21 protein-coding genes are annotated in these 23,632 nt (G+C 35.3%); 9 read left to right on the forward strand and 12 right to left on the reverse strand.

The genetic code is table 11. The features are described from left to right. Positions 1-20: 20 nt before the first annotated feature. Both viaA and C9J51_RS10035 read right to left on the reverse strand, forming a co-directional pair. Complete coding sequence (gene viaA, locus C9J51_RS10030) at positions 21-1,478, reverse strand: ATPase RavA stimulator ViaA (RefSeq protein ID WP_045036934.1); 1,458 nt, start codon at positions 1,476-1,478, stop codon at positions 21-23. A gap of 68 nt (positions 1,479-1,546) precedes the next feature. Then, positions 1,547-3,202, reverse strand: a complete 1,656-nt coding sequence (locus C9J51_RS10035) for an ATPase RavA domain-containing protein (protein ID WP_107250037.1) — start codon at positions 3,200-3,202, stop codon at positions 1,547-1,549. Between the two features lie 397 nt (positions 3,203-3,599). Between C9J51_RS10035 and C9J51_RS10040 the strand changes: the two genes are divergently transcribed. Next, entirely contained in the window at positions 3,600-4,421 is an 822-nt protein-coding gene (locus tag C9J51_RS10040) for a phosphate ABC transporter substrate-binding protein (protein WP_052668047.1), read from the forward strand. Positions 4,422-4,516: 95 nt separating this feature from the next. On the opposite strand, the gene C9J51_RS10045 is transcribed toward C9J51_RS10040, so the two are convergent. The 3 genes from C9J51_RS10045 to C9J51_RS10055 form a co-directional block, all read right to left on the reverse strand. Next, positions 4,517-5,374, reverse strand: coding sequence for a sulfurtransferase (locus C9J51_RS10045; RefSeq protein ID WP_107237261.1), 858 nt, complete (start codon positions 5,372-5,374; stop codon positions 4,517-4,519). A gap of 9 nt (positions 5,375-5,383) precedes the next feature. Continuing rightward, complete coding sequence (locus C9J51_RS10050) at positions 5,384-5,944, reverse strand: nucleotidyltransferase family protein (RefSeq protein WP_045040035.1); 561 nt, start codon at positions 5,942-5,944, stop codon at positions 5,384-5,386. Positions 5,945-6,022: 78 nt separating this feature from the next. Then, complete coding sequence (locus C9J51_RS10055; protein WP_045040036.1) at positions 6,023-6,871, reverse strand: DUF5718 family protein; 849 nt, start codon at positions 6,869-6,871, stop codon at positions 6,023-6,025. Positions 6,872-7,066: 195 nt separating this feature from the next. Here C9J51_RS10055 and C9J51_RS10060 point away from each other — a divergent pair, with 195 nt between their 5' ends. Both C9J51_RS10060 and C9J51_RS10065 read left to right on the forward strand, forming a co-directional pair. Then, the gene (locus C9J51_RS10060; RefSeq protein ID WP_045040037.1) at positions 7,067-8,194 is read left to right on the forward strand and encodes a S1 family serine peptidase; all 1,128 of its coding nucleotides are present in this window, start codon (positions 7,067-7,069) and stop codon (positions 8,192-8,194) included. Positions 8,195-8,304: 110 nt separating this feature from the next. Further along, positions 8,305-9,243, forward strand: coding sequence for an NAD(P)-dependent oxidoreductase (locus C9J51_RS10065; protein WP_045040038.1), 939 nt, complete (start codon positions 8,305-8,307; stop codon positions 9,241-9,243). Between the two features lie 73 nt (positions 9,244-9,316). Here the strand turns inward: C9J51_RS10065 and C9J51_RS10070 are convergent, their stop codons facing one another. Beyond that, positions 9,317-9,793: a DUF1097 domain-containing protein gene (locus tag C9J51_RS10070; protein WP_045040039.1), complete on the reverse strand. Its 477-nt coding sequence runs from the start codon at positions 9,791-9,793 to the stop codon at positions 9,317-9,319. A gap of 241 nt (positions 9,794-10,034) precedes the next feature. On the opposite strand from C9J51_RS10070, the gene nagZ reads away from it, so the two are divergent. Then, positions 10,035-11,039 (forward strand): beta-N-acetylhexosaminidase, encoded by a 1,005-nt coding sequence (gene nagZ, locus C9J51_RS10075; RefSeq protein ID WP_045040040.1) that lies wholly within the window; start codon positions 10,035-10,037, stop codon positions 11,037-11,039. A 56-nt stretch (positions 11,040-11,095) separates the two neighbouring features. On the opposite strand, the gene C9J51_RS10080 is transcribed toward nagZ, so the two are convergent. From C9J51_RS10080 to C9J51_RS10095, 4 genes are all read right to left on the reverse strand, one after another. Further along, complete coding sequence (locus C9J51_RS10080) at positions 11,096-12,676, reverse strand: EAL domain-containing protein (RefSeq protein ID WP_045036926.1); 1,581 nt, start codon at positions 12,674-12,676, stop codon at positions 11,096-11,098. A gap of 832 nt (positions 12,677-13,508) precedes the next feature. Further along, positions 13,509-13,988 (reverse strand): hypothetical protein, encoded by a 480-nt coding sequence (locus C9J51_RS10085; RefSeq protein WP_045036925.1) that lies wholly within the window; start codon positions 13,986-13,988, stop codon positions 13,509-13,511. Between the two features lie 155 nt (positions 13,989-14,143). After that, positions 14,144-14,830 carry a VC0807 family protein gene (locus tag C9J51_RS10090; RefSeq protein ID WP_045036924.1) on the reverse strand — a complete coding sequence of 229 codons (687 nt, stop codon included), beginning with the start codon at positions 14,828-14,830 and terminating at the stop codon, positions 14,144-14,146. Positions 14,831-15,076: 246 nt separating this feature from the next. Beyond that, the gene (locus C9J51_RS10095) at positions 15,077-15,841 is read right to left on the reverse strand and encodes a hypothetical protein (protein ID WP_045040041.1); all 765 of its coding nucleotides are present in this window, start codon (positions 15,839-15,841) and stop codon (positions 15,077-15,079) included. A gap of 558 nt (positions 15,842-16,399) precedes the next feature. On the opposite strand from C9J51_RS10095, the gene nagA reads away from it, so the two are divergent. Beyond that, positions 16,400-17,533 carry an N-acetylglucosamine-6-phosphate deacetylase gene (gene nagA, locus C9J51_RS10100; protein ID WP_045040042.1) on the forward strand — a complete coding sequence of 378 codons (1,134 nt, stop codon included), beginning with the start codon at positions 16,400-16,402 and terminating at the stop codon, positions 17,531-17,533. A gap of 89 nt (positions 17,534-17,622) precedes the next feature. Here the strand turns inward: nagA and C9J51_RS10105 are convergent, their stop codons facing one another. Continuing rightward, entirely contained in the window at positions 17,623-18,045 is a 423-nt protein-coding gene (locus C9J51_RS10105) for a hypothetical protein (RefSeq protein ID WP_045040043.1), read from the reverse strand. A gap of 909 nt (positions 18,046-18,954) precedes the next feature. Between C9J51_RS10105 and C9J51_RS10110 the strand changes: the two genes are divergently transcribed. From C9J51_RS10110 to C9J51_RS10125, 4 genes are all read left to right on the forward strand, one after another. Beyond that, positions 18,955-19,584 (forward strand): hypothetical protein, encoded by a 630-nt coding sequence (locus C9J51_RS10110; protein WP_146144933.1) that lies wholly within the window; start codon positions 18,955-18,957, stop codon positions 19,582-19,584. A 239-nt stretch (positions 19,585-19,823) separates the two neighbouring features. Beyond that, positions 19,824-20,741: a DUF368 domain-containing protein gene (locus C9J51_RS10115; RefSeq protein ID WP_045036919.1), complete on the forward strand. Its 918-nt coding sequence runs from the start codon at positions 19,824-19,826 to the stop codon at positions 20,739-20,741. Between the two features lie 176 nt (positions 20,742-20,917). Then, positions 20,918-21,511: an SCO family protein gene (locus C9J51_RS10120; RefSeq protein WP_045036918.1), complete on the forward strand. Its 594-nt coding sequence runs from the start codon at positions 20,918-20,920 to the stop codon at positions 21,509-21,511. 455 nt (positions 21,512-21,966) lie between these two features. Further along, a complete protein-coding gene (locus tag C9J51_RS10125; protein WP_045036917.1) occupies positions 21,967-22,230 on the forward strand; it encodes an Lpp/OprI family alanine-zipper lipoprotein in 264 nt (87 codons plus the stop codon). Positions 22,231-22,481: 251 nt separating this feature from the next. Here C9J51_RS10125 and C9J51_RS10130 read toward each other — a convergent pair whose 3' ends face one another. Beyond that, on the reverse strand, positions 22,482-23,387 hold the full coding sequence (locus C9J51_RS10130) for a L,D-transpeptidase family protein (protein ID WP_045036916.1): 906 nt from the start codon (positions 23,385-23,387) through the stop codon (positions 22,482-22,484). Positions 23,388-23,632 lie beyond the last annotated feature (245 nt).

Raw genomic sequence — 23,632 nt, forward strand, 5'->3', positions numbered from 1 at the left:
TTGCAATAAAATATACATCATTAACGTAATTTAAATAAACGCCCAAGTTGGCTTAATGTCGACGGATGATAAGACCAACAATGATCAAACAATTCCAATAACTCTGGGTTACCATATTTAGATAAATTCACCGCATGGAAACGGTTTTTCTGCTGCTTTAGCTTTTGAACTCGCGATTGCATTACTTCAGGTTGGCTTGGCGCAATAAAATCAGACAATACCACCAAATCGGCATTTTTATATTTACCCGCCGCCATCAGATCAATTGACTGATCCAATACGGGTCCAAGATCGGTGCCGCCATGAAATGAATATGACAAGAAGTTAACCACTTCATGTAAACCATCTTGCTTGGTCAGTTCATAAGTGATTTGTTGCGTTGAGAACATAATGACAAAGCAGTCACGTTCTTCAACAAGTGCTATTTGCATTAACCCGTAAGCCAATGCTTTTGCACAGTTTTCAGGATAACCCGACATCGAACCTGATGCATCAATACAAACAATAAAAGGACCTTTAGGTTGATCAACCTGTTTGGTTTGCCGCTGAAAGGCTTTTACTTTTCGCAATTTACGTTGAGTACCTTGCATTCGATAATTCATTAACCGCTTATCAGCTAAGTGCTTATAAAAAATCACTTCAAGCTCAGGATACGCTAAAAACATCGCTTCATTAGGCAATAGCTTGGTTAAATCATCACTTTCATGGATCCCAACAATATCGTCGGTGACATTGTCACTGATTTCTTCCACCAGCTTCATTTGTTCCGATTTTACCCGCTCTTTATTGGGATCATCAACTTCATTGGCCATACGGCCTAATTTTTCTGCAATATCTTGAAGACCATTGTTCTTTTTTAAAAAAGCAGCAATTTTCTTCATCACATCAACATCAGTTTTAGTCAACTTTGCTTGTGCCATATCCCACAAACGCCCTGCTTTACTGACATCACCAGCGTCTGTTACTGTCGCCATTTTTTTCATGGTTTCAATGCGTTGATACAGATCTTGTAATAATTGATCTTTTTGTTCTTCAACTTCAGACTCTTGCGCTTCTCGCAATGCATGGGCTAGGTAGTCATACCATTTATCACAAAAGAAACGTTGGAACATGGGGTTATGTTTATTCTGCTCGGTTGCTAATAAACTTTTTGCCTTAAAATAGAATGCTGACTGCCCTTCAAGTTGCTTAATAATCTGCTCGGAGTGAGCAAAAAAGTACTCTTTATTCCATGTGCATACTTGTTGGTATAAATTAATCTCATCACTGAATTGTTCAACGACCGTGCCTTTGGCGGTTTTTTTGATCATCTGCCCACGCCACTTCATGATTTGATTTTTCATGGCGGTTTTAACACCAGGGCTGGCTTCTGCTGCCATAAGAAGTTGTGGCCTAAGCATCACTTCATTTACAGCAGTATCAATAATACCTGACTCAGCAAGCATCAAAGCAAAATTTAACCCTTCAGATACAGGCATAAGCATTAATCCTTTACTTTATTTATTATCACACATAGCTATACAACGGTATTTTCTTATTCCAACAATCATTGTTTAGAAAAATATTCATTCATATGCGTAATTCTAAAAGCACTTCTTTCAGTTATTAATTTCAGATCGGCGACTTTATCAACGCAATCATTAAGGCTTTGTTCTATTAATGTAGGAAAATCACCACTAATGAAATTATGCGGTAATGCGCCATGGAACGAAGTGCGCGCTTTAATCACATTATGTTCAGAGTCAGTGATCTTAGCCATTGCTTGATCAACCAGTTGCTGCCATTGTTGCTGCTGAGTCGTTGTTAAGCCTTTATTGCCAGTAACACCGACCAAAACAGGACGATTAGCAATGTCTTTAATAACCAATTGATTCTCAGCATCGATCTCAAACTGTAGTCGGCATAAATGGGTATTTTTATTCACGAAGCCATAAATATCACATTTCCCGGTACGAATTTTTTTATCAAACTCATCACCATCAACATACACCCACCGGCTATCACCGAGTTCTTGCTCTGATACTGAAGTGTTAGGTTGTAGCATGACTAACTTAATCATGCGGGGGTTGTTATTAATATTAAATCGCGTCGCCGTTGCAAAGTTATATTTAAACCATTCTTTACGCATCGTACTTTCACGGGTAAAGGTCACAACTAATTGGGTGCAGATATCTTGGTTAATATTATCAATAATAACATGGGCTTCTTTAGCATCAGCAATAGCATCTTGTTGATTAAAAGCATGTTTAGTCGCAAATTCTTTCATAATGCTAACAATAACATTACGCGACTCAGGGCTATGCCATAAGCAATCTTGTAACAGTAATAAGTCTAACGGATTGATATGATCACGACCGTTAAAAAAGGCACTCGCTTTTAGTAACCGTACTGATTTTTTCCAACGGCGATCAGAAATATAAAGCTCGCTATCTGTTGCTTGTGCAATGCTTTCTCCTGAACGCGCTTCTATCATTGATTTTAGCTGATAAATTTTTTCAAAAAGGGTGTCAGTTAATGTTACATCTTCAATATGCGCTTGCCAGCTATGGTATTCATCGTCTTTGATCGTTAGTGACGGATCAATCGCCGTTAACGTTGTGCTATCGCCCATTAACATTGATTTAAAATTACGTTTTTCTTGAATACGGTTAACGAACACGCGAACTAACATACGATCATATAGCGCGTCTAGGCCACTATCTGCATCGGGTAATTCATTTGATGCAGTAATCAACAATCGCATAGGTATTGGTAAAATATCCTGACCATTTTTAAATGTCCGCTCATTCACCACAGTTAATAAGGTATTTAGAATCGCTGGGCCCGCTTTCCAGATTTCATCAAGAAAAACAACTTGAGCCGTGGGTAGATAACCATCAATTAAACGAACATACTTGCCGTTATCTTTTAATTCTTGAATCGATAATGGGCCAAATACTTCTTCTGGGGTTGAAAAGCGAGTCATTAAATAATCAAAAAACTTACTGTCGTCAAATGCTTGAATGAGTCTTTTAGCAATCAAACTTTTAGCAATACCAGGAGGGCCTAACAAGAAGACACTTTCACCAGCTAACGCGGCTAATAGACATAATTTGATAGTTTCTTCACGTTCATAAACACCATTAGCAAGCCCACTGATCAGCTTTTGAATGCGTTCTGATAAAATGGCTTTATTCGGTGCAGCTGTTGCTACTGTAAGCATATATCCAACCTTGAATTCTTTTCTTACCATACATGGTATACCGTAAACGGTGCTTAATTATGTCGACTAACACCAATACGTTGTTGTCTTGTTACTCTTATATCATGATTTTATGCGTGATACATCTTATACGGTCGTTTAACAATAAAGCGTTATATCAAAACTCATAATTAATACGATTATTAACAGATAACTAAGTAAATACAGATAGCTACAACATGAAATTATTTATAAATCATTACCCTATCCATTTTAAATTTCTTTGTTATTTATTTTAATCTTACTTTAAAGGCATTTTGAATAACGTTAAGTTAATAAAATTACAGTTTTAACTTCATATTAACGTCATATACGCGTAATACCATCTTTGCTTATCATTAACTCATGGAGCAAAGCAATGCTAGTGAAAGCAACTACCCTATGGGCACTTTGTACAACAATGGCATTCAATGCCCAAGCTAACGATAGCGTCACCATTACTGGCTCAACATCAGTGAGTCATATTATGGATATTTTAGTTGAGCATTATTCAATACAGTATCCTAACAACAAAATTAATGTGCAAGGTATCAGTTCATCAGCAGGTATCGTCGCATTACAAACAGGAACCGCAGAAATAGGCATGAGTTCACGTATGATTAATGCCGATGAACTTGATGACAACTATACAATTACGCCTATTGCACATGATGGTATTGCAATAATCGTTAATCCAACTAACCCTATTAATAATATTACCCACTCACAAGTTGATGATATTTATCATGGTGTTACCAAAAATTGGCAACAGATGGGAGGAAATAATGAAAAAATCGCAGTTGTAAGCCGTGAAAATGCGTCTGGATCACGCTTTTCATTTGAACAATTTATGCAACTAACAAAAGATGTCGCAGGATTTACTGTATCAGATATAAACCCAGAAGTGCTGGTGGTCAGTACCAATGGCATGGTTAAAAGTTTAATTGCCCGTAATCAACAAGCGATTGGTTATCTGTCTTTTGGTTCAGTCGATAGTTCAATTAAACCGTTATCTTATGATGGTGTCATTCCTAATATAACCAATATCCGCTTAGGTAAGTATAAAATAGCCCGTCCATTTTTGATCATGTATAAAAAACAAGCACTTTCACCGTCGGCAACACGATTTATTCAATTTTTAGCATCTGATGATGCTATAAAAATCATTAATGATAATGGCTATATCGCTGAACAATCATAATATTTTTGTTGTTAATTAAAATAGTGGCTTTTAGTGTCATAAATACGACTAAAAGCCTATTTTAATACTTTTACGGCTTAATATTAGTCGGTTAACTATTTAACCACTGGATATTTCTCATTTGCGCCCCATTCTGTCCATGAGCCATCATAAACAGTGACATTGTCACGTCCACTAAGTTGCGCGGCTAGAGCTAAAATACAAGCTGTCACACCTGAGCCACAACTAAAGATAAGCTGTTGTTCAACAGTACTCAACGCATCAAATTTTTGCTTTAATTGCTCAACAGGCACAAAGTGACCATCAGTCAATAATTCACCAAAAGGTAAACTTTTCGCATTTGGCATATGACCACTGCGAAGCCCAACGCGCGGTTCTTTTACGGTGGCTAAAAAACGTGCGGTAGGACGTGCATCAATGATTTGAATACGGGTATCATCCAGTCTTTGACACAAAGTATCTGCATCAATTACCCAATTAGGTCGATATTTAGCACTAAAATCCCCAATCGCATTAGTCATTGGTACACCCGTTTGCGTCGCATAACCCGCCGCTAGCCAAGCAGGTAAACCACCATCAAGCACTGACACATTATCATGTCCCATCGCCTTGAACATCCACCAGCCACGTGGTGCTGAAAACATCCCTTGGCTATCATAAATAACAACATGACTATCATTATTCACGCCTAATTTTTCGACTTCTTGAGTGAATAATTCAGCTGATGGCAACATATGTGGTAAATCAGTATTCGGTGCCGCTATTTGGTGGTTAAAATCAAAAAAACGTGCCGTTGGGATACGAACATCAATAAACTCTTGTTGCGGATCACGCGGCACATCAGGCATAAATGCACTCGCATCTAGCACTACAATTGATGCTGCCAACGAGCTATCAAATAATTGCTGATTAAGCCAAGCAACAGACACTATATTATTAACAGGCGATACCATAAAAAATCCTTAGGAATAATCCGCAGTTAAAATTCTTAACCTGGGCCACAACACCTGCCACTTTTTGTCTCGAATACGCTGTTGATAAACGGCAGGTCTTGGGTAATGTGGATTAATGCTAACATGTAATGACCAGTTATGCTCTAGTCCATATGCCGCAGTAAAAATGAATTGATTATCAATCGTTAACCGCACCCCAACACACGTAGGGACTTCTACCCAGCGAGATATGGCATCTGCACTATTTTTATACGGTGAGTGTTGATGCTTTAAATGCATTCTTGCTTGGTTTTTAACTTCCCAATTAATCATAGGTAATTGCTGTTGTAGCAATGCGGCATAATGCGCTTCAGTGACTAATGAGCAATCATTAGGATCAAAATACACCACATCAACATCATTTAATGGTGTCATCGGTAAATGATGTAAGTGATCCCAAATAGCATTACGCACAAACCCAGCAGCTATAAACCAATCAGATAAATTCAATGTTTGTACAGCGCGCAAACATGCCATTCTAAGCGGATCATCGTCTATGACGGCAGCAGTTTTTACAGCTAAATCAGCCATATATATTAAGATCCTTTACGGCGCATGTTGATAAATAAACAATATGGATAAGCAGTAACGTCTATAACCAGCAATAAGTTACACTGTAGCAACCTGTTGGATTAATACTGACAGACCCTCACTATTGGCTAAATCATGGGTCGATGCCATCTGCATAATCTCTTCCGCATTATAGCGATTACCATCATAGACAACGACGATACTAGTATCACCTGTTTGTAAAAAATGGGTTTCACCATAGGGTGTATAACGAGTCGCTCCAATGCTGATCACCGCTTGGGTTGGATACTGACTTTGCGCTAACAGCTCAGCAATATTTTCAGTAGGTCCAACATCTTGCTGGTGGTTCATTCGTTCAATAATCCAATCTAATAACGTGTTATGAAAATAACTGTAGCCAATCACCGCACTGTCTTCACCATAACGATGAATTTCACCATCACGACAATGAAAACTCGCAATACGGTAACTGTCTAAAACACCACCTACAGAAAAATGATCGATAGTAATAAGGTGATCACTGATGCCTTTACTATTTGCACCCCAGTTTTTCTTTTCACTGATTTTTTTTGCATGTGGTTTTCGAATTGAACAATCGTTATAAGCACCAAATTGACGCGGAATCAATGCTGACACGGTTTGATGTCCATCATTAACATCAGTGCTATATATCACATCACAAACCAATGCTACTTCAGGTTCAATTTGAAGATTATCTGCATCATTAGGCGGCGTGATATTTGTTGAGGATAATGGGTATGTTGCTAGCAATCCGGAATTAATATTAGGAAGGTAAAAAGGAAAAATAGCTTTAGGTTGCGTCACTTCTTTTACTGCAACTGTCACAAAATCTGCGGCTTCACCCGCTTGCTCTAAATGTCCTGCAAAATTACCCGCGACACCAAAACCAATACATTGATTAAACACAATTTACCCACCAAAAAACAAAAAATAGTGGCTTATGATAATCAAAAACACAGCTCTTTTCCGTTATCGAGTTAACAATTATCTATACACACCAAACAACATTCTCATTTTTGATTCGACCTTAATCACAGTTTCATAAGCATGTTAATCATCAACTTACTACACTGAAGATAATAGGCACAATAAGGATTAATAATGCGCTTACATATACAACAAAATACAACCCGTTATTTATTACTCTTGTTTCTTATAATATTCAGCTCTCGTCATTCAGTTGCACTCGCAGCACAACCCACATCAAAAGCAATAAATAGCAACCCAGCGACACTTTACGCGCCATTACTATTACCGTGGCAGGCAGCAATAACCTCATCAAATGTAACATCTGTATTATGTGGTGCAGTTATTATTGATGAATTTTGGTTAATAACCGCAGCGCATTGCACTAAAAATTATATTCACTATGTTATTGCAGGAACATCTTCAATTCCTAAAAAAAACACACAACAACTTGATGTTAAATATAGATTCACCATCACACACATAATAAATCACCCTCATTACAATAAGGAAATATTTGCAAATGATCTGGCGTTGATTCGTGTTAATCGTTCTTTATTGACGGTTGCTAAACCGATTATTATTGCCTCGGTAAATGAGCAAATAACTGCTAATAATATTTTTGATAATAGCTGGGTAATACATCAAAATTCAGCGGCAAATCTCATTGCATCAGGCTGGGGGAAATCAAATAGCAGTACAATAATAAACTACCCGACGCAATTACAAGTAGTAACGTTAGCCGGTGTTCCTGATCAATATTGTAATGGCCTGCAAGCCAACAAATCACAGATTATTTGTGCTGATTCTAATATTGATGGTCTACTGAAAGATGTCTGTAGTGGCGACTCTGGTGGTCCATTAATTTGGCAAAATCCACAACATGCTGCTAATAATGACTTTGGGTTACGAGTACTTGGTATTGTGAGTAATGGTGCGCAATGTGAACAACGATTAAATAATCCGACCCAACAATATCAACATCTACATGGCCAATATACCGAACTGGCGTCATTACGAACTTGGATTGAAACGTCTATTAAACAATATGATAACCTGCTCCACTTTTCATTAGCCTTACACTATAATTCGCCTAATTACAAGTACAATCCATTTCGTCTTGCTGATGATTACCCGCAAGATCAGGATCTTAATCTATTATTAGTTTCAACTCAGCCACAAACTGCTGGAAATATACCATTAATAGTTTTAATTATGCTTATAACAATTGCTTTATTTCGAAAAAGAATCAATTTATTATAGAAAGCAAGTTATAACTATCTATTTATGAGTAATAATAAATACATTATTGTTATCAATAAATATTACGTGATAATAGACCTACATTGATATTTAAATATGGATATTATTAAATGGATTTCTTTCCAATATTTCTGAAAATAAAGAACAAACAAATCTTAGTTATCGGTGGTGGCGAAGTTGCTTGCCGCAAAGTGGATTTATTATTAAAAGCACATGCTAATATCACTGTTGTATCACCAATACTGCATCCGCATTTACAAATGCTACTTGAGCAACAGCTGATCACACATATCGATCAACCTTATCAGTCGTCACAACTGAGTGGTGCCGATCAAGTGTGGGCAACAACAGATTCAGCAGAACTTAATCACCAAATCTACCATGATGCGAATGCATTAAAAATTTGGACTAACGTGGTTGATGACCCAAAATTCTGTGATTTTATTACGCCATCAATGGTTGATCGCTCTCCCATTCATATTGCTATCTCTAGTGGCGGAGCATCGCCCGTATTAGTGCGTTACTTACGCGAACGTTTAGAAACCTATTTACCACAAAATCTAAGCTTAGTCGCCACATTCTCTGGCAAGCAACGTCAGCGTATTAAACAGCATTTTACGACGATTGATGAACGTCGAAAATTTTGGGAACAATTTTTCAGATTAACCGCTGTTGAAAATGCGCATACCAACGAAGAATTAGAAATAGCCTTTCAGCAGTTATTAGCGGAAAAAAATGATTGTAGCGGTAATATTTATTTAATTGAAACGGGCCATGATCCTGAATTACTCAGCCTTAAAGCATTACGATTAATGCAACAATCTGAATATGTTCTTTACCATGACGATGTAGCAGATGTGTTTATTGATTTATGTCGACGTGATGCTGATCGTGAGCGTTGTGATCATAAAAATATCCAAGCCCTCACAGAAAATCTTGTGCAACAAGGTGTCCGTGTTTGTATACTTGCGACCAAAGATAACCACCGTCCAGGCATCAAAAAATACTGTACCAGTCATAATGGTATTTTCGTCCCTATTTTTGGATGAAATTTTACAATTATAAACTAAAAACGCAGAACCAATGTTCTGCGTTTTTATGATCAATAATCATCACCCTTTATTATTCGTTGTTCATCTGTTCATAATCTGAAGACATTTTCGCGTGTAGCCATATACCTGTTGTTTTCATCAAATAACCAAAGATAACACCGACAATAAGAGATGGAATTACGAGCTGCCAATTACCTGCCGCAGCGAACGTTGCACAAGAACCAATAAATGTACCGGGAATAAAACTTAACCAATGTTTTTTTGCTTGAGCGCACATCATAAATGCAACGAGAGCCGTGATGATATAACCAACAATTTCTAAATTAATCATTGTTGATAATTTAATAATCACCATCGCCCAAAAAACACCACTAAGGTTAGTTGCAATACTTAACCCAACCCCTTTGATACCATCGCGTTGTAAAGCAAAGTATGTTGTGCAACCTAAAAATCCCCCCCAACTCAGCAAGCCAAAAGAAACAGCAACCCAGCCCCATATTCCAGAAAGAATACCTGTTGTTAAGGCAATAGCAATAAGCAAAGACATTATTGATCCCACGTCAATTTTCAATAACGCGTAGTCTATATTAACCAGCCGCGCACTTAAAACGATTTAGATCACATACAACTAAATAAGATTACATTTGATTACTATTTAAAGCGATAAGCATCACATCTTTATTTTCTATCGTTAGATTTAAAGAAATACTATAAAATCCAGATTAAAAATTGCGGTTATAGCAAACTGTGATAATTTATCCATTCTATTTGTTTGCTGGAGTGTCTTCATGGGACCTTTAATGCTTGATGTTTCAAGCTATGAACTTGATGCAGAAGAACGTGAAATTATTCAACATCCTACCGTTGGCGGTATTATTTTCTTCGCACGTAACTACGATAATCGAGATCAACTGCGAGCACTGATAAAAGATATTCGTCAAACAGCAAAACGCCCTCTTATTATTGGTGTCGATCAAGAAGGCGGACGGGTTCAGCGTTTTAGAGAGCAATTCTCAATTCTTCCTCCTGCTCGCGCATTTGCAGAATCAGATAATGGCCTAGCACTAGCAACAACGGGTGGTTGGTTAATGGCGGCTGAATTATTGGCAATGGATATCGATATCAGCTTTGCGCCAGTGTTGGATTTAGGTTTTGATTGTAAAGCCATCGGCAATCGTGCGTTTTCAGACAAACCATCTGATGTTATTCGCTATGCCTCTGCTTTTATTGATGGTATGACAACCGCAGGTATGGCAGCAACGGGGAAACATTTCCCCGGTCATGGCGGTGTTATTGCGGATTCACACCTTGAAACCCCTTATGACTCACGGGATAATATCAAACAACATGATATGACCGTGTTTACTGATTTAATAAGCAATAATAAGCTTCAAGGGATCATGCCAGCACATGTCGTATTTGATGCTTATGATGAGCGCCCAGCCAGTGGTTCTGAATATTGGCTTAAACAAGTGCTTCGTCGTGATTTAGGCTTTAACGGTGTTATCTTTTCTGATGATTTAAATATGAAAGGTGCCGATGTTTTAGGTAATTATAGTGAGCGCGCTGTTGCAGCCCAACAATCAGGTTGTGATATGGTTATGCTATGTAATAACCGTGAAGGTGCAATACAAGCATTGGATGGATTACCACAAACTCAAGCCACAATTCTTAATACATTATTGAAAAAACCAACACCTGAATTCAATGCATTAATGCAAACACGCGAATGGAAACAAGCACAGCGCTCTATTTCACACTTAGTCGAAACATGGAATAATAAAAACAATTAATTGACTAAACTCTCTAGCACTTTGTTCTTTACTTAATAAGTCGAATAAAGTGCTTTTTAATTATTTTCTTGCTCTCGTTTAAAATATTCACGGAATTGTTCAAATATTAATGGTTCTGAAAAATAGTATCCTTGTTGCAAATAGACACCATTATTTAATAAATAATCCGATTGTTCTTTAGTTTCAACGCCTTCCGCTATCATTTCCATACCTGATTTGTTACCAAAAGCAATAATTGAATCGAGTACAGACAGTTTATGATCATAAGTACCAATAGTATCAACAAACATTTTATCAATTTTTAAACTTTGTAACTTTAGATGTTGTATATAACTAAAACTTCCATACCCAGTACCAGCATCATCTAGCTTCACATTTATGCCTTGAGCTTTCAAATAATCAATAACTATTGCCGCTTTATCTAAATCAGTAAAAGACATTCTTTCTGTTATTTCAAAAGCAATTTGTTTAGGTGAAATTGATGATTTAATAATTAAATCAACCGTTTTACGCATATGTTGTTTATCTTCTAATTGCTCAGGAACAAGATTAATACTAATAATGCCTAAACTTTCAATCCAATTTAATGAACTTAATTCAGCTAATGTTTTTTCCAATAAAATATCAGTTATATAGATAATCAAACCACTATTTTCAGCATAAGGAATAAAGTTATCAGGTGATATTAATTCTTTTTTATTAAACCACCACCTAACAAGCACTTCACAACCATACATTTTATTGTTCTTAACATTAACAATCGGTTGATAATAAGGTATAAATTCTTTGCGTTGTATCCCTTTTAAAATCAATGAATGTAGCGATAATTGATGTTTAAAATAAATATTAATCAAAAAGAAAGTGATTAAACCAATAAGTCCACCGATAATACATAATAACGGTTTTAAATCCATTGAAATAAGCGATAGTAATTTAGGATCAACATAATGTCTTAGTATTAAACTATTATTAAATATTTCTATATTTAAAGACTGTTGCGATAAAAATTGTTTCGTCTCATTTTGGGGTTGAAGCGTATTTTTGTTACCTTTTGACGTTGAAACCACACTTAATATACAATCATCACAATACTTATTGCGTATGACTTTAGATATTATAGGTTCAAAATCAATCGATACTCTTCCTTTATTACCTTCCCACACTAATGAAAGTATTGATTGCTCATTTTTATTATCATAAAGATTCCACAATGAAATATTTTCTTGTAATTTTTTTATGAATGTAGGTTTCAAATTATAATCATGCTGTCCATTAAAACTTGAGCAAGAAACATCTTCATTATTTTCAATATCAATATTTCTAATATAATAATTATTGTATGCTTTTCTTTCTATATATTCACGGTCATTTACACCGCAATCATAACTAATATTGTCCACTACTGACTTTATAAAGGTATGATATTCACCAACATTTGAACTATAGTTATCAATTAGATCCTTAGACATCCTGTCTAATTTAGAAGACAACTGTTCTTTTGCAATATAAGGAGATAGTAATGTAAAGCTTATGGACATAAAAATAACAACAAATATCGCAACTACTACCATAGTACTAGAATAATTAGCTATTAATCGACTTTTAAGCCATGATTTTATTTTATATATACCACTCATTATGTTTATAATATTACTCTGTTTTTGATATTTTTCTTATCTCCAAATATTAACTGAAATTATTCTTTTCAACAATAATAATATACATACATTTAAAAGAGAAATAACCACCTTTATATTAGCGAATATAATATAATAATAATTCTGTATCAATAATATATAAAAGTACCATTTGGCACTTTTACCATATAAATAAACGATATTAATCATAATATTTATTTATATTTAAATATTATAAACTATCTTTCGAATAATCGACGGATTTGGAACATTTCTTTTTCTCTTTCAATATAATATAAAATGCACCAACAATAAACGCTACAGTGAGTATAATTTCCATAATTGACCTTTATATCTGTTAAAACAAAACCAACTGACAATTTTCAGTCCATAAGTTATTGAGATTTGTTTATCATTCCACTCAAATCCACTAACAACTTACATTATTGTACTAACAACAGCTCAAATAAGTTATAAAGTTGTGACAATTTACGGTTAATTTTTACGTTAAGCACAATATTTTGCATAAAACTCACGTTATAACTAACATTATTGAGTCATAACGGCCACTGAGGTTACGTTTTAGCCTGTTTATCGTAAAATTAACGCTACTTCAATTAGTTAAAGATACTTTGCCCCTTGATTACACATTTCAGTAAGAAAAATAACACTCTTTTACCTCAACGACGCCCTCCTCTATTAAAATATATCTTATTGTTTATATTGATATTTATAATGTTGATAATATTAATATAAATACCTTACTATTAAATATAGTCTTTAATATCAATCTCGTCTTCTTCTTGATACATAATCATCGTGTTTTAAAACATTATTCTTGACGAATTAATTCCAAACGTTCGACATCAGTATAAAACGTTACCATTTTTATACGACTTATAGCATACTCAAAACTACTTTTCTGACACATAAAAGGCGGGGATGTAGCGATCCAATCTCGAGGGTGTTGTACAACGTTATTGTTATATTGCCGTTCTAATTCGTTACAATTGGCATACCGTAGACAAGCATCATACCGTTCCTCTTTTAAGGTTAACCAATGAGCCTCAAATTGATATAACGCATTATGTAGCTCATTCATATTATCATTGGTAATCTCTCCCTGAAGAGCATTAACTTGCTGTAATTGCGAATCAATAAACGAATTAAAATAATCTTTAACTTGAGGAGCTAAATAAGCGCCACAATGATCCCTCTGGTGAATTTGAGGGTGTTTATTTAGTTCTGCCACGTCAGCAGATGAGCATGCGATCGTTACCAATAATGTACAGAGTAATGAGAATTGCTTCATATTACCCTCCAATAATAATAAGTAATATCAGTATGACTGACTCAGTGAAGGGCTGCTTTAATTATCAAAGAGATCTTATAATTAAGATTTTTAGATATAAAAAAACCAGTAATGTTGTCATTAACATTACTGGTTATCTTTTTAGTACGCTCTATTTATTGTGTTTTAAATATTTGTACCGTCTCAAGTTTGGTCATCTTGCGAATCTGACGCCAAACAAAATAGAATATCCCCATCATCATCAACATTGATGGAATAGCGATAACGGGATAACTCAAGAGGGTCATTCGTCCCAACTCTTCATTAAAGGCTTCAGTACCCGCTGGACTCGTTACTATCACCGTAGCCAGAATATAATTCATAATAGAAGAGAAAACGAAGGTACTCGCAAATAAATAATTGGATTGAACTAAGCAACGATCAAACGCTTTTTGCTGGTTAAATTCCATTAATTTTTGCTTAATTAGGCCTAAATTCAAAATACCTTCATTAAAAATCATCTTTGTTACTATCGGATATTTAGTGAACGTTGACCCAAGAACAACCGCGCCAATAATGCCAGGGATCAACGCTTCTTTAACCGCAAGCCATTGAGTATCAAGTTTTAATACACCAATTCCGCCAGTAAGTAATACGCTCACAATACCTAAAATTGCAATAAAGTTAAGTTTCTTCTTTTTTAATAATTCATAACCACCAAATGCGACAGGAAAAGCCAAAGCGACTAACAATGCCCCTACTGATCCTAAGCGGTCATCACTGCTCATTTTCATTAAAATGATTGACGGAACAACAACGTTAAAAATAATTTCATTTAACGGATTTGTTTTCTTTTCGGCCATAATTCCTAATAATTTCCTTTATTCATAATTATGTCACTTCAAATTTATCTCAATAACACTATTTGTTCATTTAATACAACGCTTCCTAAAATTATCGTTTATATTATAGTAACTTTAGTTAAAGCTTATAAAATCTGCTATTTCTTTGTTTAATTGTTCCGTTTATCATCATTACTGTAAAGAACAATATCGTTACAAATCATTAAAATAATCATTACTGAAACGATTTTACTTTTCAGATAATCATTAAAAACTACCATGAACAGCTAAACTCGCCATAATGGCAAAAACACATGCACATGCCAACATTGCTAAAACAGGTTTAGTTTTAGTTAATAATGACATTAACCATAACCCAGTCGCCGCTAACAAACACCCCACACTAACAATACGCCAGATAAAAGGTAATAAAAGACCATGGTGTGTTTGTTCGACCAGCGTTGCTAAATCTAACCATGCTACAACAAAGACAATAGCACCAATAAGAGCACCAAATAGCGGTAATGCTACATTCAGAGGATCAATTTTATGTTGTGCCTTTATTAACATCGCATGGGCTAATAAGCTTCCTCCAAAACCAACGCTAAAAATAATCGTTATCATATTACTAACATGACCACTATTAGCACTAAAACTCAAAATATTAATAACGTAGGCAATACTCCATAACAGCATAATACCGACAATTATTTTACGTGTTCCATCTTTTCCAATTAGGCGATTTTCACATAAACTATAAACCAATGTTAATGCTACAAATACGAGCACAAAGAAAGTCGCACTCGAATTCCCTTCATTACTACTTGACTGTATTGCCATTAAAGTGGCTTCACGAATTAACAACGAAGCAATTAACAACCAACTAATTAACGGTAATACCTTCATTACACGATCATGTTGCCCAAAACACAATTTACCCGATAGCATTACACCACCAATAATGATGAATGCACCTATCGAAAATTGCTCTACCACTTCAGACAATAATATCGCCCAATCATTCCACTGCATTTTTACTCCTAACACAGCCTTACTTACGCATAATACATGGCTAAATAGCACCCATTTTATATGCCATAGCACACTTTAATAAATAGCTATTCTGCCTAATTGTCTGAATGAGTGCAAAAGGCTTTGATCCAAAAAGACAAATTCATTCATCAAAATAAGCACTACAGGTATTTATTAAAGGTATAGCGTAAAAAATCCCTCTATATCCCCCTCTCAAAGCATATTCTCTAAAAAAATACCGCCAAAGAACCTCAGTTACAGACTTAAATTTACTTTTGTATGATATAAAGATAAAAAATGGTAAGAATCCTAGAATTTTTAGCATTTAATTAGATAAAAGATTGACGAATGAGGATTGAAACAGGTATCTTATTTTTTATAGTGAAATAAGATTTAATACACAAGATTAAATCTTATTTCAGACCAATTATTCGGTGCTCTACCAATCAACAAACAGAGTGCGACGCTCATCTTAATGAGTATCACTCGATGTAGAGTAAAATCACCATTTAGCCTGCTAATTTATCATCAGGCTACAGAATTAAAGTGAGTAATCAGATGTTTGCAATTATTAACACCAATGTATTTGATGGTAAAACTATTCAAGAAAACCAAGCCATCTTTATTGAAAACGACCTTATTTCACGTATTGTTCCAATGTCTGCGGTATCAGAGAGTGAACTACCACAAGAAACGTTTGATGCAAAAGGCTTACTCGCATCACCAGGCTTTATTGATGTACAACTAAATGGTTGTGGTGGTGTATTACTTAACACTGCTATCTGTAAAGAAACCCTTGAGACAATGAATCAAGCAAACTTAAAAGGTGGTACTACACAGTTTCTACCTACATTCATTACCAGCGATGCTGAGTCAATGATTGAAGTGCTTGATATGGTTGGAGCAATGGATGATCGCTTACAAAAAGGTGTGCTAGGTTTGCACCTTGAAGGTCCTTTCATCAGTACTGAAAAGAAAGGTGCACACCGCGAAGAATTCATCCGTGAATTAGACATTAACACGGCTAAATACCTTGCTGATAACGCAGATAAAATTTGCGTATTAACAGTAGCACCTGAAAACACATCACAAGAAGTTATTGATATTGTGCGTAATTCAGGAATCACCGTATCACTAGGTCATACTAATGCAACTTACGAGCAAGTAGATGAGAAAGAAGGCCTAACCATGGCTACTCACCTTTATAATGCAATGACACCACTTGGCTCTCGTGAACCAGGTGTTGTGGGTTACATCTTCGATAAAAAGCCACATGCAGGTATTATTGTTGACGGTATCCATGCTTCTTACCCATCAGTACGTATTGCTCATGAAATGCTAGGCGAACAACTGTTTATGGTAACAGATGCCGTTGCTCCAGCGGGTACTGACATGACTGAATTTGATATGGCAGGTTTACAAGCTTACGTAACTAACGGTAAGTGTCATTACAAAGACGGCACTATCGCAGGTTCAGCAGTAACCATGGAGCAAGGCTTAAATAACCTGATTGATCATGTTGGTCTTTCTCGTGAAGAAGCTTTACGTATGGCAACATTATATCCTGCGAAAGCAATCAAAGTTGATAATGAATATGGTCTACTAAAAGCAGGCTACAAAGCGAATATCACATTGCTTTCTGATAATAACGAAGTGAAACATGTTTACCAAATGGGTAAAAAAGCATTCTAATTTAAGCTAATACCTTAAAAGTAATGAAAAAGTAAAAGGCTGCCATTCAATAAATGGCAGCCTTTTTTAATGCGTTTTCTTAATGATGATTAAATCTGCGGTGTTGTTGTCGTTGGGGCTATCAATGTTGCAGTACGCTTTATTGGCGTAGCGAAAATCACTGGATTACGTTTTTCTGTAACAGACATTTGATATTCTCTTAATTTGAAATAGCCATAACTCACCACAATAGAGAAGAACAAGTAAGACAATGAAAATACAAATGGTGAACTGAGCAGATCAGCTTTAACGACCCAAATCACGCCAGTCACAGTAATCACTAATTTCGCCACCATCGCCACAAGTAACATCAATAATGCTAACTGTGGATAACGCGTTGTACGAAAAGCTAACCAATATGCGGTTCCTATCGCGACAGCTGCAATACCAAAGCCCGCCATAAACGAATGAAAATGTTCACCTGATAGTATGCCAGCAACGATGGATAACAATATAATCAATCCAAATATCATATATCCTCACTTATAATATCTACAAAAAACCTCGGTGTAGTCTCTGAACGTATTTTCTCACCTAAAGATCAACTTGTATATGTGAATTAAAAGATTTCATTTATGGAAATGCAAGATTATTCATAATAAAAAATGACCTAAATAATTGTTACTTAATAACTATAGTCAATAAAACCATTGATAAACTGATTAATAGTAGTAATGCTCTTTTATTATAAAGCGCTTATTGATAGGCATTAACGCTATAAACACACTATTAAGTAGTTGTTTCTATAATCTAATACGGGTAACAATACCGATTAAACCATATTTAATATGGGGGAATATATTGAGCGTTTATTTTTATACAATTTAGAGATGTAGCAGAAAAATAAGGTGAGAAAACCGCTATAAGCATGGATAGACTTATAACGGCTTCAAAAACTAATGTATAACGATGAGCATAAACATACTAACAGCGAGTGTTATTGCGCCAACAGTTAGTAATAATTCAAAGAGATGTTTGGGCATACTACACCACTGATTCAGTTACAACGTAACTTATTGCAGTTAACAAACCCCATCTGCTTCTTATGATAAGCTGAGGTATTAACCCTTTTTCTATGACTATAGTATAGTTACCAATGCTAAATATTAGCTGAACAACCTATCTCTGAATGTTGAAAATGATAGCGATTTTCATTCCATATCATTAATTTATCTTATTATGTAGATTGCGAGTTATCCCTCATAATCATTACTCAATTAGCTCCATGACTCATGTTAGTCTTTAACAATCATCACAAAACAAACTAATAAACTTGTCATTTACAACTATAATTCAGATACTTAAAGGTCTATTACCTCCATGTCATTATTTATATGCACTTATCATCCCCACTCGCTTTATTATTTTACGGTGCCACAAGCTTGATAGCAGAGTTGGCTTTTGCAACACCGATGAAACCCATTATAAAATTAACGCCCCATCCAATCACACAACACACTGTTGAGTTACCCCTAAATGAATATCACTCCTTAGAAATCTTAGCACTAAAAAAAGTGAGTAGCAGTCAAGTTCCTCGCCCTTATGATATGCCACAAAATACTCAATCATCATTACCAATAGACACTGATACCGTCATTGATATTAACCATAACAATATAAGAGATGACTACGAGCGACTATTACTAACGCAATATCAACGACCTGAATATGTTGCTATGGGTATTTTAGCCGCAGCACATTGGGATAGGCTCATAGCAACCCATAATCAAAAAGAGCGAATCCTCTTAATTACAGCGATAACATTAATCACTAATAATATAGCCATTAACCAATGTTATTATTCATTACAGCAGATAGATAACACATTAGTATCACCAATATTGAACTATTTTAATACTGAGCGGCATATTACGATAAAAGATCAAGCAGAAGAAAAATTATTAAATATTATAGCGACATCCCCATTCAATATTACCTTTGAACCACAACCCTGTCAGAGGTTCACACTATTGGCTGAGTCGATGTTACAAACAACATTTACTTCATTGTAATAACAACGGAATATCTCTTTATCTTCACATTGATGCTCATTCACGGGTTAAATTGACATAAAAACCACACGATAATAAATATGCTGTGTCATCATAATAAATTCAATAACATCCACTATATGTATATTTCATTTACTACGTATAGAGAAATACTATATTTATGATTTGATAGTGGTTTTTAGTAGTTCGCTGTATAATGTTCGACCTAAATTATCCAGCTATCACAGTTACGGAATCTAATGAGTAAAATATCAACCTTTTTAAAAGGCATGGCAATGGGTGCAGCAGATGTTGTACCAGGCGTGTCAGGCGGTACTATCGCATTCATCACCGGCATTTACGATACGCTGCTTGAAAGTATTCGTCGAATCAACCCAAGTCTAATAAGAATAATCCGTAACGGTGGCATTAAAGCCGCATTTGAGCACGTTAATGGTACATTCTTAATCTGTTTATTTGGTGGCATATTAACAAGTATCTTTACATTAGCGAAAGTGATCACTTGGATGCTGCATACCCATCCAATTCCATTGTGGTCCTTTTTCTTTGGCTTAATTATTATTTCAGTTATTCATATGCTTAAACAAGTAGATAAATGGAATGTTAGCCGTTTTATTGCCATTATTCTTGGTGTCACTTTTGCTTATGGCATTACTGTTCTACATCCGGTAGCGATGGATCCAACACCATTAAATATCTTCATTGCTGGTGCCATTGCGATTTGTGCGATGATCTTACCAGGAATCTCAGGTAGTTTTATTTTACTACTACTTGGCATGTATGGACCGATTCTAGCCGCCGCAAAATCAGTTGATGTCTTCACACTTGGCTTATTTGCTGTTGGCTGCGTTGCCGGTCTTTTAACATTCTCACATGTATTATCATGGATATTACGTAGCTACCGTGATATTGCCCTGACACTATTAACGGGGTTGATGATTGGTACATTGGGTAAGATTTGGCCTTGGAAAGAAGTCTTAACATGGCGTATAAATTCACATGGTGAACAAGTGCCACTACTTGAACATAATTTATCGCCATTGAATTATGAAAATGTAACCGGTCACCCAGCATTACTTGCTTATGCTATTGCAGCAATGATTCTAGGACTCGCTGTCGTTTGGGGCCTTGAAAAATACGCAAAACATAATGAGTAATGAATAAGACTCAAAAATATAGAAAGTAGCCCCCGTGGCTACTTTTTTTTATTCTTTTTATATATACATGCAGTTACGTCACAAAAAATTGCTCTCTACCTACCTTTTATACACATCTCTATTCATAATTCATTTATTCCACATCGATTATCAGGATAATATTTAAGGATGAATGAATGAAATACCAATGGTTAGTGATTGCTTTAGCTTTAGCTGCTGGACTATTCGCCCGCTACATCATGGACAGTAACGATCCAGAGGTTACACGTGAACCTTATTATCCGATGAATTATTTAGAATCAGGTACTGAGGTCATCGATTTATTCGCGCCTGAGGACAACCGTATTCGTTTGGTTTATTTTGGCTACACACAATGTCCAGATATCTGTCCAACGTCATTAGCAGTATTATCTGCGGCTTTAAAGGCAATCCCTCAACAACAACGCGATAAATTATGGCCTATATTTATTAGTCTTGATCCCGCACGTGACACGGCTGATAAAACGGCACAATATACGGCTTATTTTGATGCTGAAATTACAGGAGCAACTGGAACGGAACAACAAATTAAAGCATTAGCTGATACATATGGTGTACTTTATATTAAGAATGAATTAAAAAATTCCGAAATAAAATACGTTATTGATCACAATTCTTATTTTTATTTTTTAAAACCTACGGGTGAGTTAATTAAAAAGCTTCCTCATATGGCTAGCCCTGCTCAATTAATTGCGACAATTCCTATAATAATATCAGCGACAACAAAATAATTAATGATAGAAGCGATCATATTCATGGAACCAAGTGCTACATGAAATTCATATCTATTATGTTTGACCGTGAGTGATCTGTTTTTTTTATAAAGCAATATCAACGACATTTATTTAAACTACGCTTTTTTGTTCGTTTTTTAATCTATTATGTTATTTATTTGAGTATTGGCAAAATTTTACATTCCCCTGACTTTAACTGTTATTAAAAACGAGAAATTACTTGTAAGTCCTTATATTAAGCGGAGTTATGCTCAAGCCAATTTAGATAAAAATGCAAAGAAATGGTTAAATATGTACTTTTTTTATTCAAAAACGCGATCGACATCGGATTTTTTTTTCTTAGCTGAAAAAAATTAATGAGCAATTATAATAAGTTATGCCATAATGAATTTGCCAACTCAAACTTTATTCAACAGTTGTAGTGGCTAAATCAATATGGAGATTATATAAAAATGAAACGTACTGTATCTATCTTAGCTGGTGTTTTACTAAGTGCTTCACTTGTAGGTTGTTCTAGCTCTGATGAAGTTAGTCAAATGCAGCAACTAACTAACAAAGTTGACACAATGGCTGAGCAAGTTAGTGCACTACAAGGTCAACAAGACCAAATCGTAGGCGCGGTAAATGATTCTCGTGCAGCATCTGACGCAGCATACCAAGAAGCAATGCGTGCTAATAAGCGTATTGACAACATTGCTGGTTCATACACTAAGTAATCAATACTTAGTTATAAAATATCTAAAGAGATGGCTTATGTCGTCTCTTTTTATTTATATACACTTATAATCATAATTATAAATAGCCCTTCTAAAGCCTAGCCATATTATTCCAAATAAAAACAAAATACAGATCACAATAATATAAAATTAATTTATTCTTAATGTAATAACCATTACATTAATTTCTAAATAATACGCAAAAAAAAACGAGATAATAATATCTCGTTTATATGATAGTGACGGGCTTACTATGATTTTAAAATAACAGGAAGACCGGATTGCTTATCTAATTCTGAATATAATCGTTGCGTAGCCTTCGCATCACCGTCTACATCTTTTAATAATACTTCTGGTGCATCGATACTTTTCTTAACCCCAATTTGAGATTCGTTTTTTGATAATGGCGAATGAACTTCTACAATCAATTCACCATCAGGATCTAGTGATGTCTTGACTGGCTGATTAATAATCTGAACTTGAGTACCTAAGGCGACATGTGGAAACAGCCACTCTACATCCCACGGGTTCATTCGAATACAACCACCACTAACACGCATACCAATACCAAAATCTTTATTAGTACCATGAATTAGATATTCACCATGACCATAGGCAAGTCGCATTTTATAATCGCCTAATGGGTTATCAGGCCCAGCAGGTACAACTGCGGGTAAAATATCCCCTTTCGCTGCGTGTTCTTTACGAATCGATGCTGGAGGTGTCCACGTTGGATTTTTTACTTTCTCATTAATAGATGTCGTCATATTGGGCGTTTCACGACCCACGCGACCGATACCAATAGGGAAAATATAAACAATCGATGCATCATTTTTAGGGAAATAATAAAGACGTAGTTCAGCAAGGTTAACGACAATACCTTTATGAGCAACATCGGGCAGTACAACTTGGGTTGGTATTTGTAATAACTTTCCTGGTTGCGGTAAAAAAGGATCAACACCTTTATTCGCCGCCATCATTCCTAGAAAACCCACGTTATATTTATTAGCGATATCAGCAAGGCTATCTCCTTGCTTTACCTCATAATATTCTGTTGTACCAACGATATTACTACCATTGGTCGGTAGTTTATATTCAATTGCATGCGCTGCGGATGAAGCTAAACATGTGAGTGACAAAAGTAATGCGCGGTACACGACAATATCTCCGGTTAAGATCTTACAAACATTCAATTATGGATGTAAAACGCTGTAATTAATTATGCATACAATAACTATATTTAATTATTACATGTGCTTTTAAGCTTTACGGTCATACTACTTGATATTATTTTAATCTACTAGTTTATAGATAATAGTAAATCTACGATAAAATCGATTATAACATATCAATTCATAGCACAATGATGCTATCTAATTATAACCACTCATAAAAAAGAGCT

It is taken from the genome of Photobacterium iliopiscarium (genome assembly GCF_003026395.1).
In the GTDB taxonomy this organism is placed as follows: domain Bacteria; phylum Pseudomonadota; class Gammaproteobacteria; order Enterobacterales; family Vibrionaceae; genus Photobacterium; species Photobacterium iliopiscarium.

Excerpts from the sequence above, each read along its gene's own strand:
- viaA (WP_045036934.1), bottom strand. The coding sequence starts at position 1,478 with ATGCCTGTATCTGAAGGGTTAAATTTTGCTTTGATGCTTGCTGAGTCA.
- C9J51_RS10035 (WP_107250037.1), bottom strand. The coding sequence starts at position 3,202 with ATGCTTACAGTAGCAACAGCTGCACCGAATAAAGCCATTTTATCAGAA.
- C9J51_RS10040 (WP_052668047.1), top strand. The coding sequence starts at position 3,600 with ATGCTAGTGAAAGCAACTACCCTATGGGCACTTTGTACAACAATGGCA.
- C9J51_RS10045 (WP_107237261.1), bottom strand. The coding sequence starts at position 5,374 with ATGGTATCGCCTGTTAATAATATAGTGTCTGTTGCTTGGCTTAATCAG.
- C9J51_RS10050 (WP_045040035.1), bottom strand. The coding sequence starts at position 5,944 with ATGGCTGATTTAGCTGTAAAAACTGCTGCCGTCATAGACGATGATCCG.
- C9J51_RS10060 (WP_045040037.1), top strand. The coding sequence starts at position 7,067 with ATGCGCTTACATATACAACAAAATACAACCCGTTATTTATTACTCTTG.
- C9J51_RS10065 (WP_045040038.1), top strand. The coding sequence starts at position 8,305 with ATGGATTTCTTTCCAATATTTCTGAAAATAAAGAACAAACAAATCTTA.
- C9J51_RS10070 (WP_045040039.1), bottom strand. The coding sequence starts at position 9,793 with ATGTCTTTGCTTATTGCTATTGCCTTAACAACAGGTATTCTTTCTGGA.
- nagZ (WP_045040040.1), top strand. The coding sequence starts at position 10,035 with ATGGGACCTTTAATGCTTGATGTTTCAAGCTATGAACTTGATGCAGAA.
- C9J51_RS10080 (WP_045036926.1), bottom strand. The coding sequence starts at position 12,676 with ATGAGTGGTATATATAAAATAAAATCATGGCTTAAAAGTCGATTAATA.
- C9J51_RS10085 (WP_045036925.1), bottom strand. The coding sequence starts at position 13,988 with ATGAAGCAATTCTCATTACTCTGTACATTATTGGTAACGATCGCATGC.
- C9J51_RS10090 (WP_045036924.1), bottom strand. The coding sequence starts at position 14,830 with ATGGCCGAAAAGAAAACAAATCCGTTAAATGAAATTATTTTTAACGTT.
- C9J51_RS10095 (WP_045040041.1), bottom strand. The coding sequence starts at position 15,841 with ATGCAGTGGAATGATTGGGCGATATTATTGTCTGAAGTGGTAGAGCAA.
- nagA (WP_045040042.1), top strand. The coding sequence starts at position 16,400 with ATGTTTGCAATTATTAACACCAATGTATTTGATGGTAAAACTATTCAA.
- C9J51_RS10105 (WP_045040043.1), bottom strand. The coding sequence starts at position 18,045 with ATGATATTTGGATTGATTATATTGTTATCCATCGTTGCTGGCATACTA.
- C9J51_RS10115 (WP_045036919.1), top strand. The coding sequence starts at position 19,824 with ATGAGTAAAATATCAACCTTTTTAAAAGGCATGGCAATGGGTGCAGCA.
- C9J51_RS10120 (WP_045036918.1), top strand. The coding sequence starts at position 20,918 with ATGAAATACCAATGGTTAGTGATTGCTTTAGCTTTAGCTGCTGGACTA.
- C9J51_RS10125 (WP_045036917.1), top strand. The coding sequence starts at position 21,967 with ATGAAACGTACTGTATCTATCTTAGCTGGTGTTTTACTAAGTGCTTCA.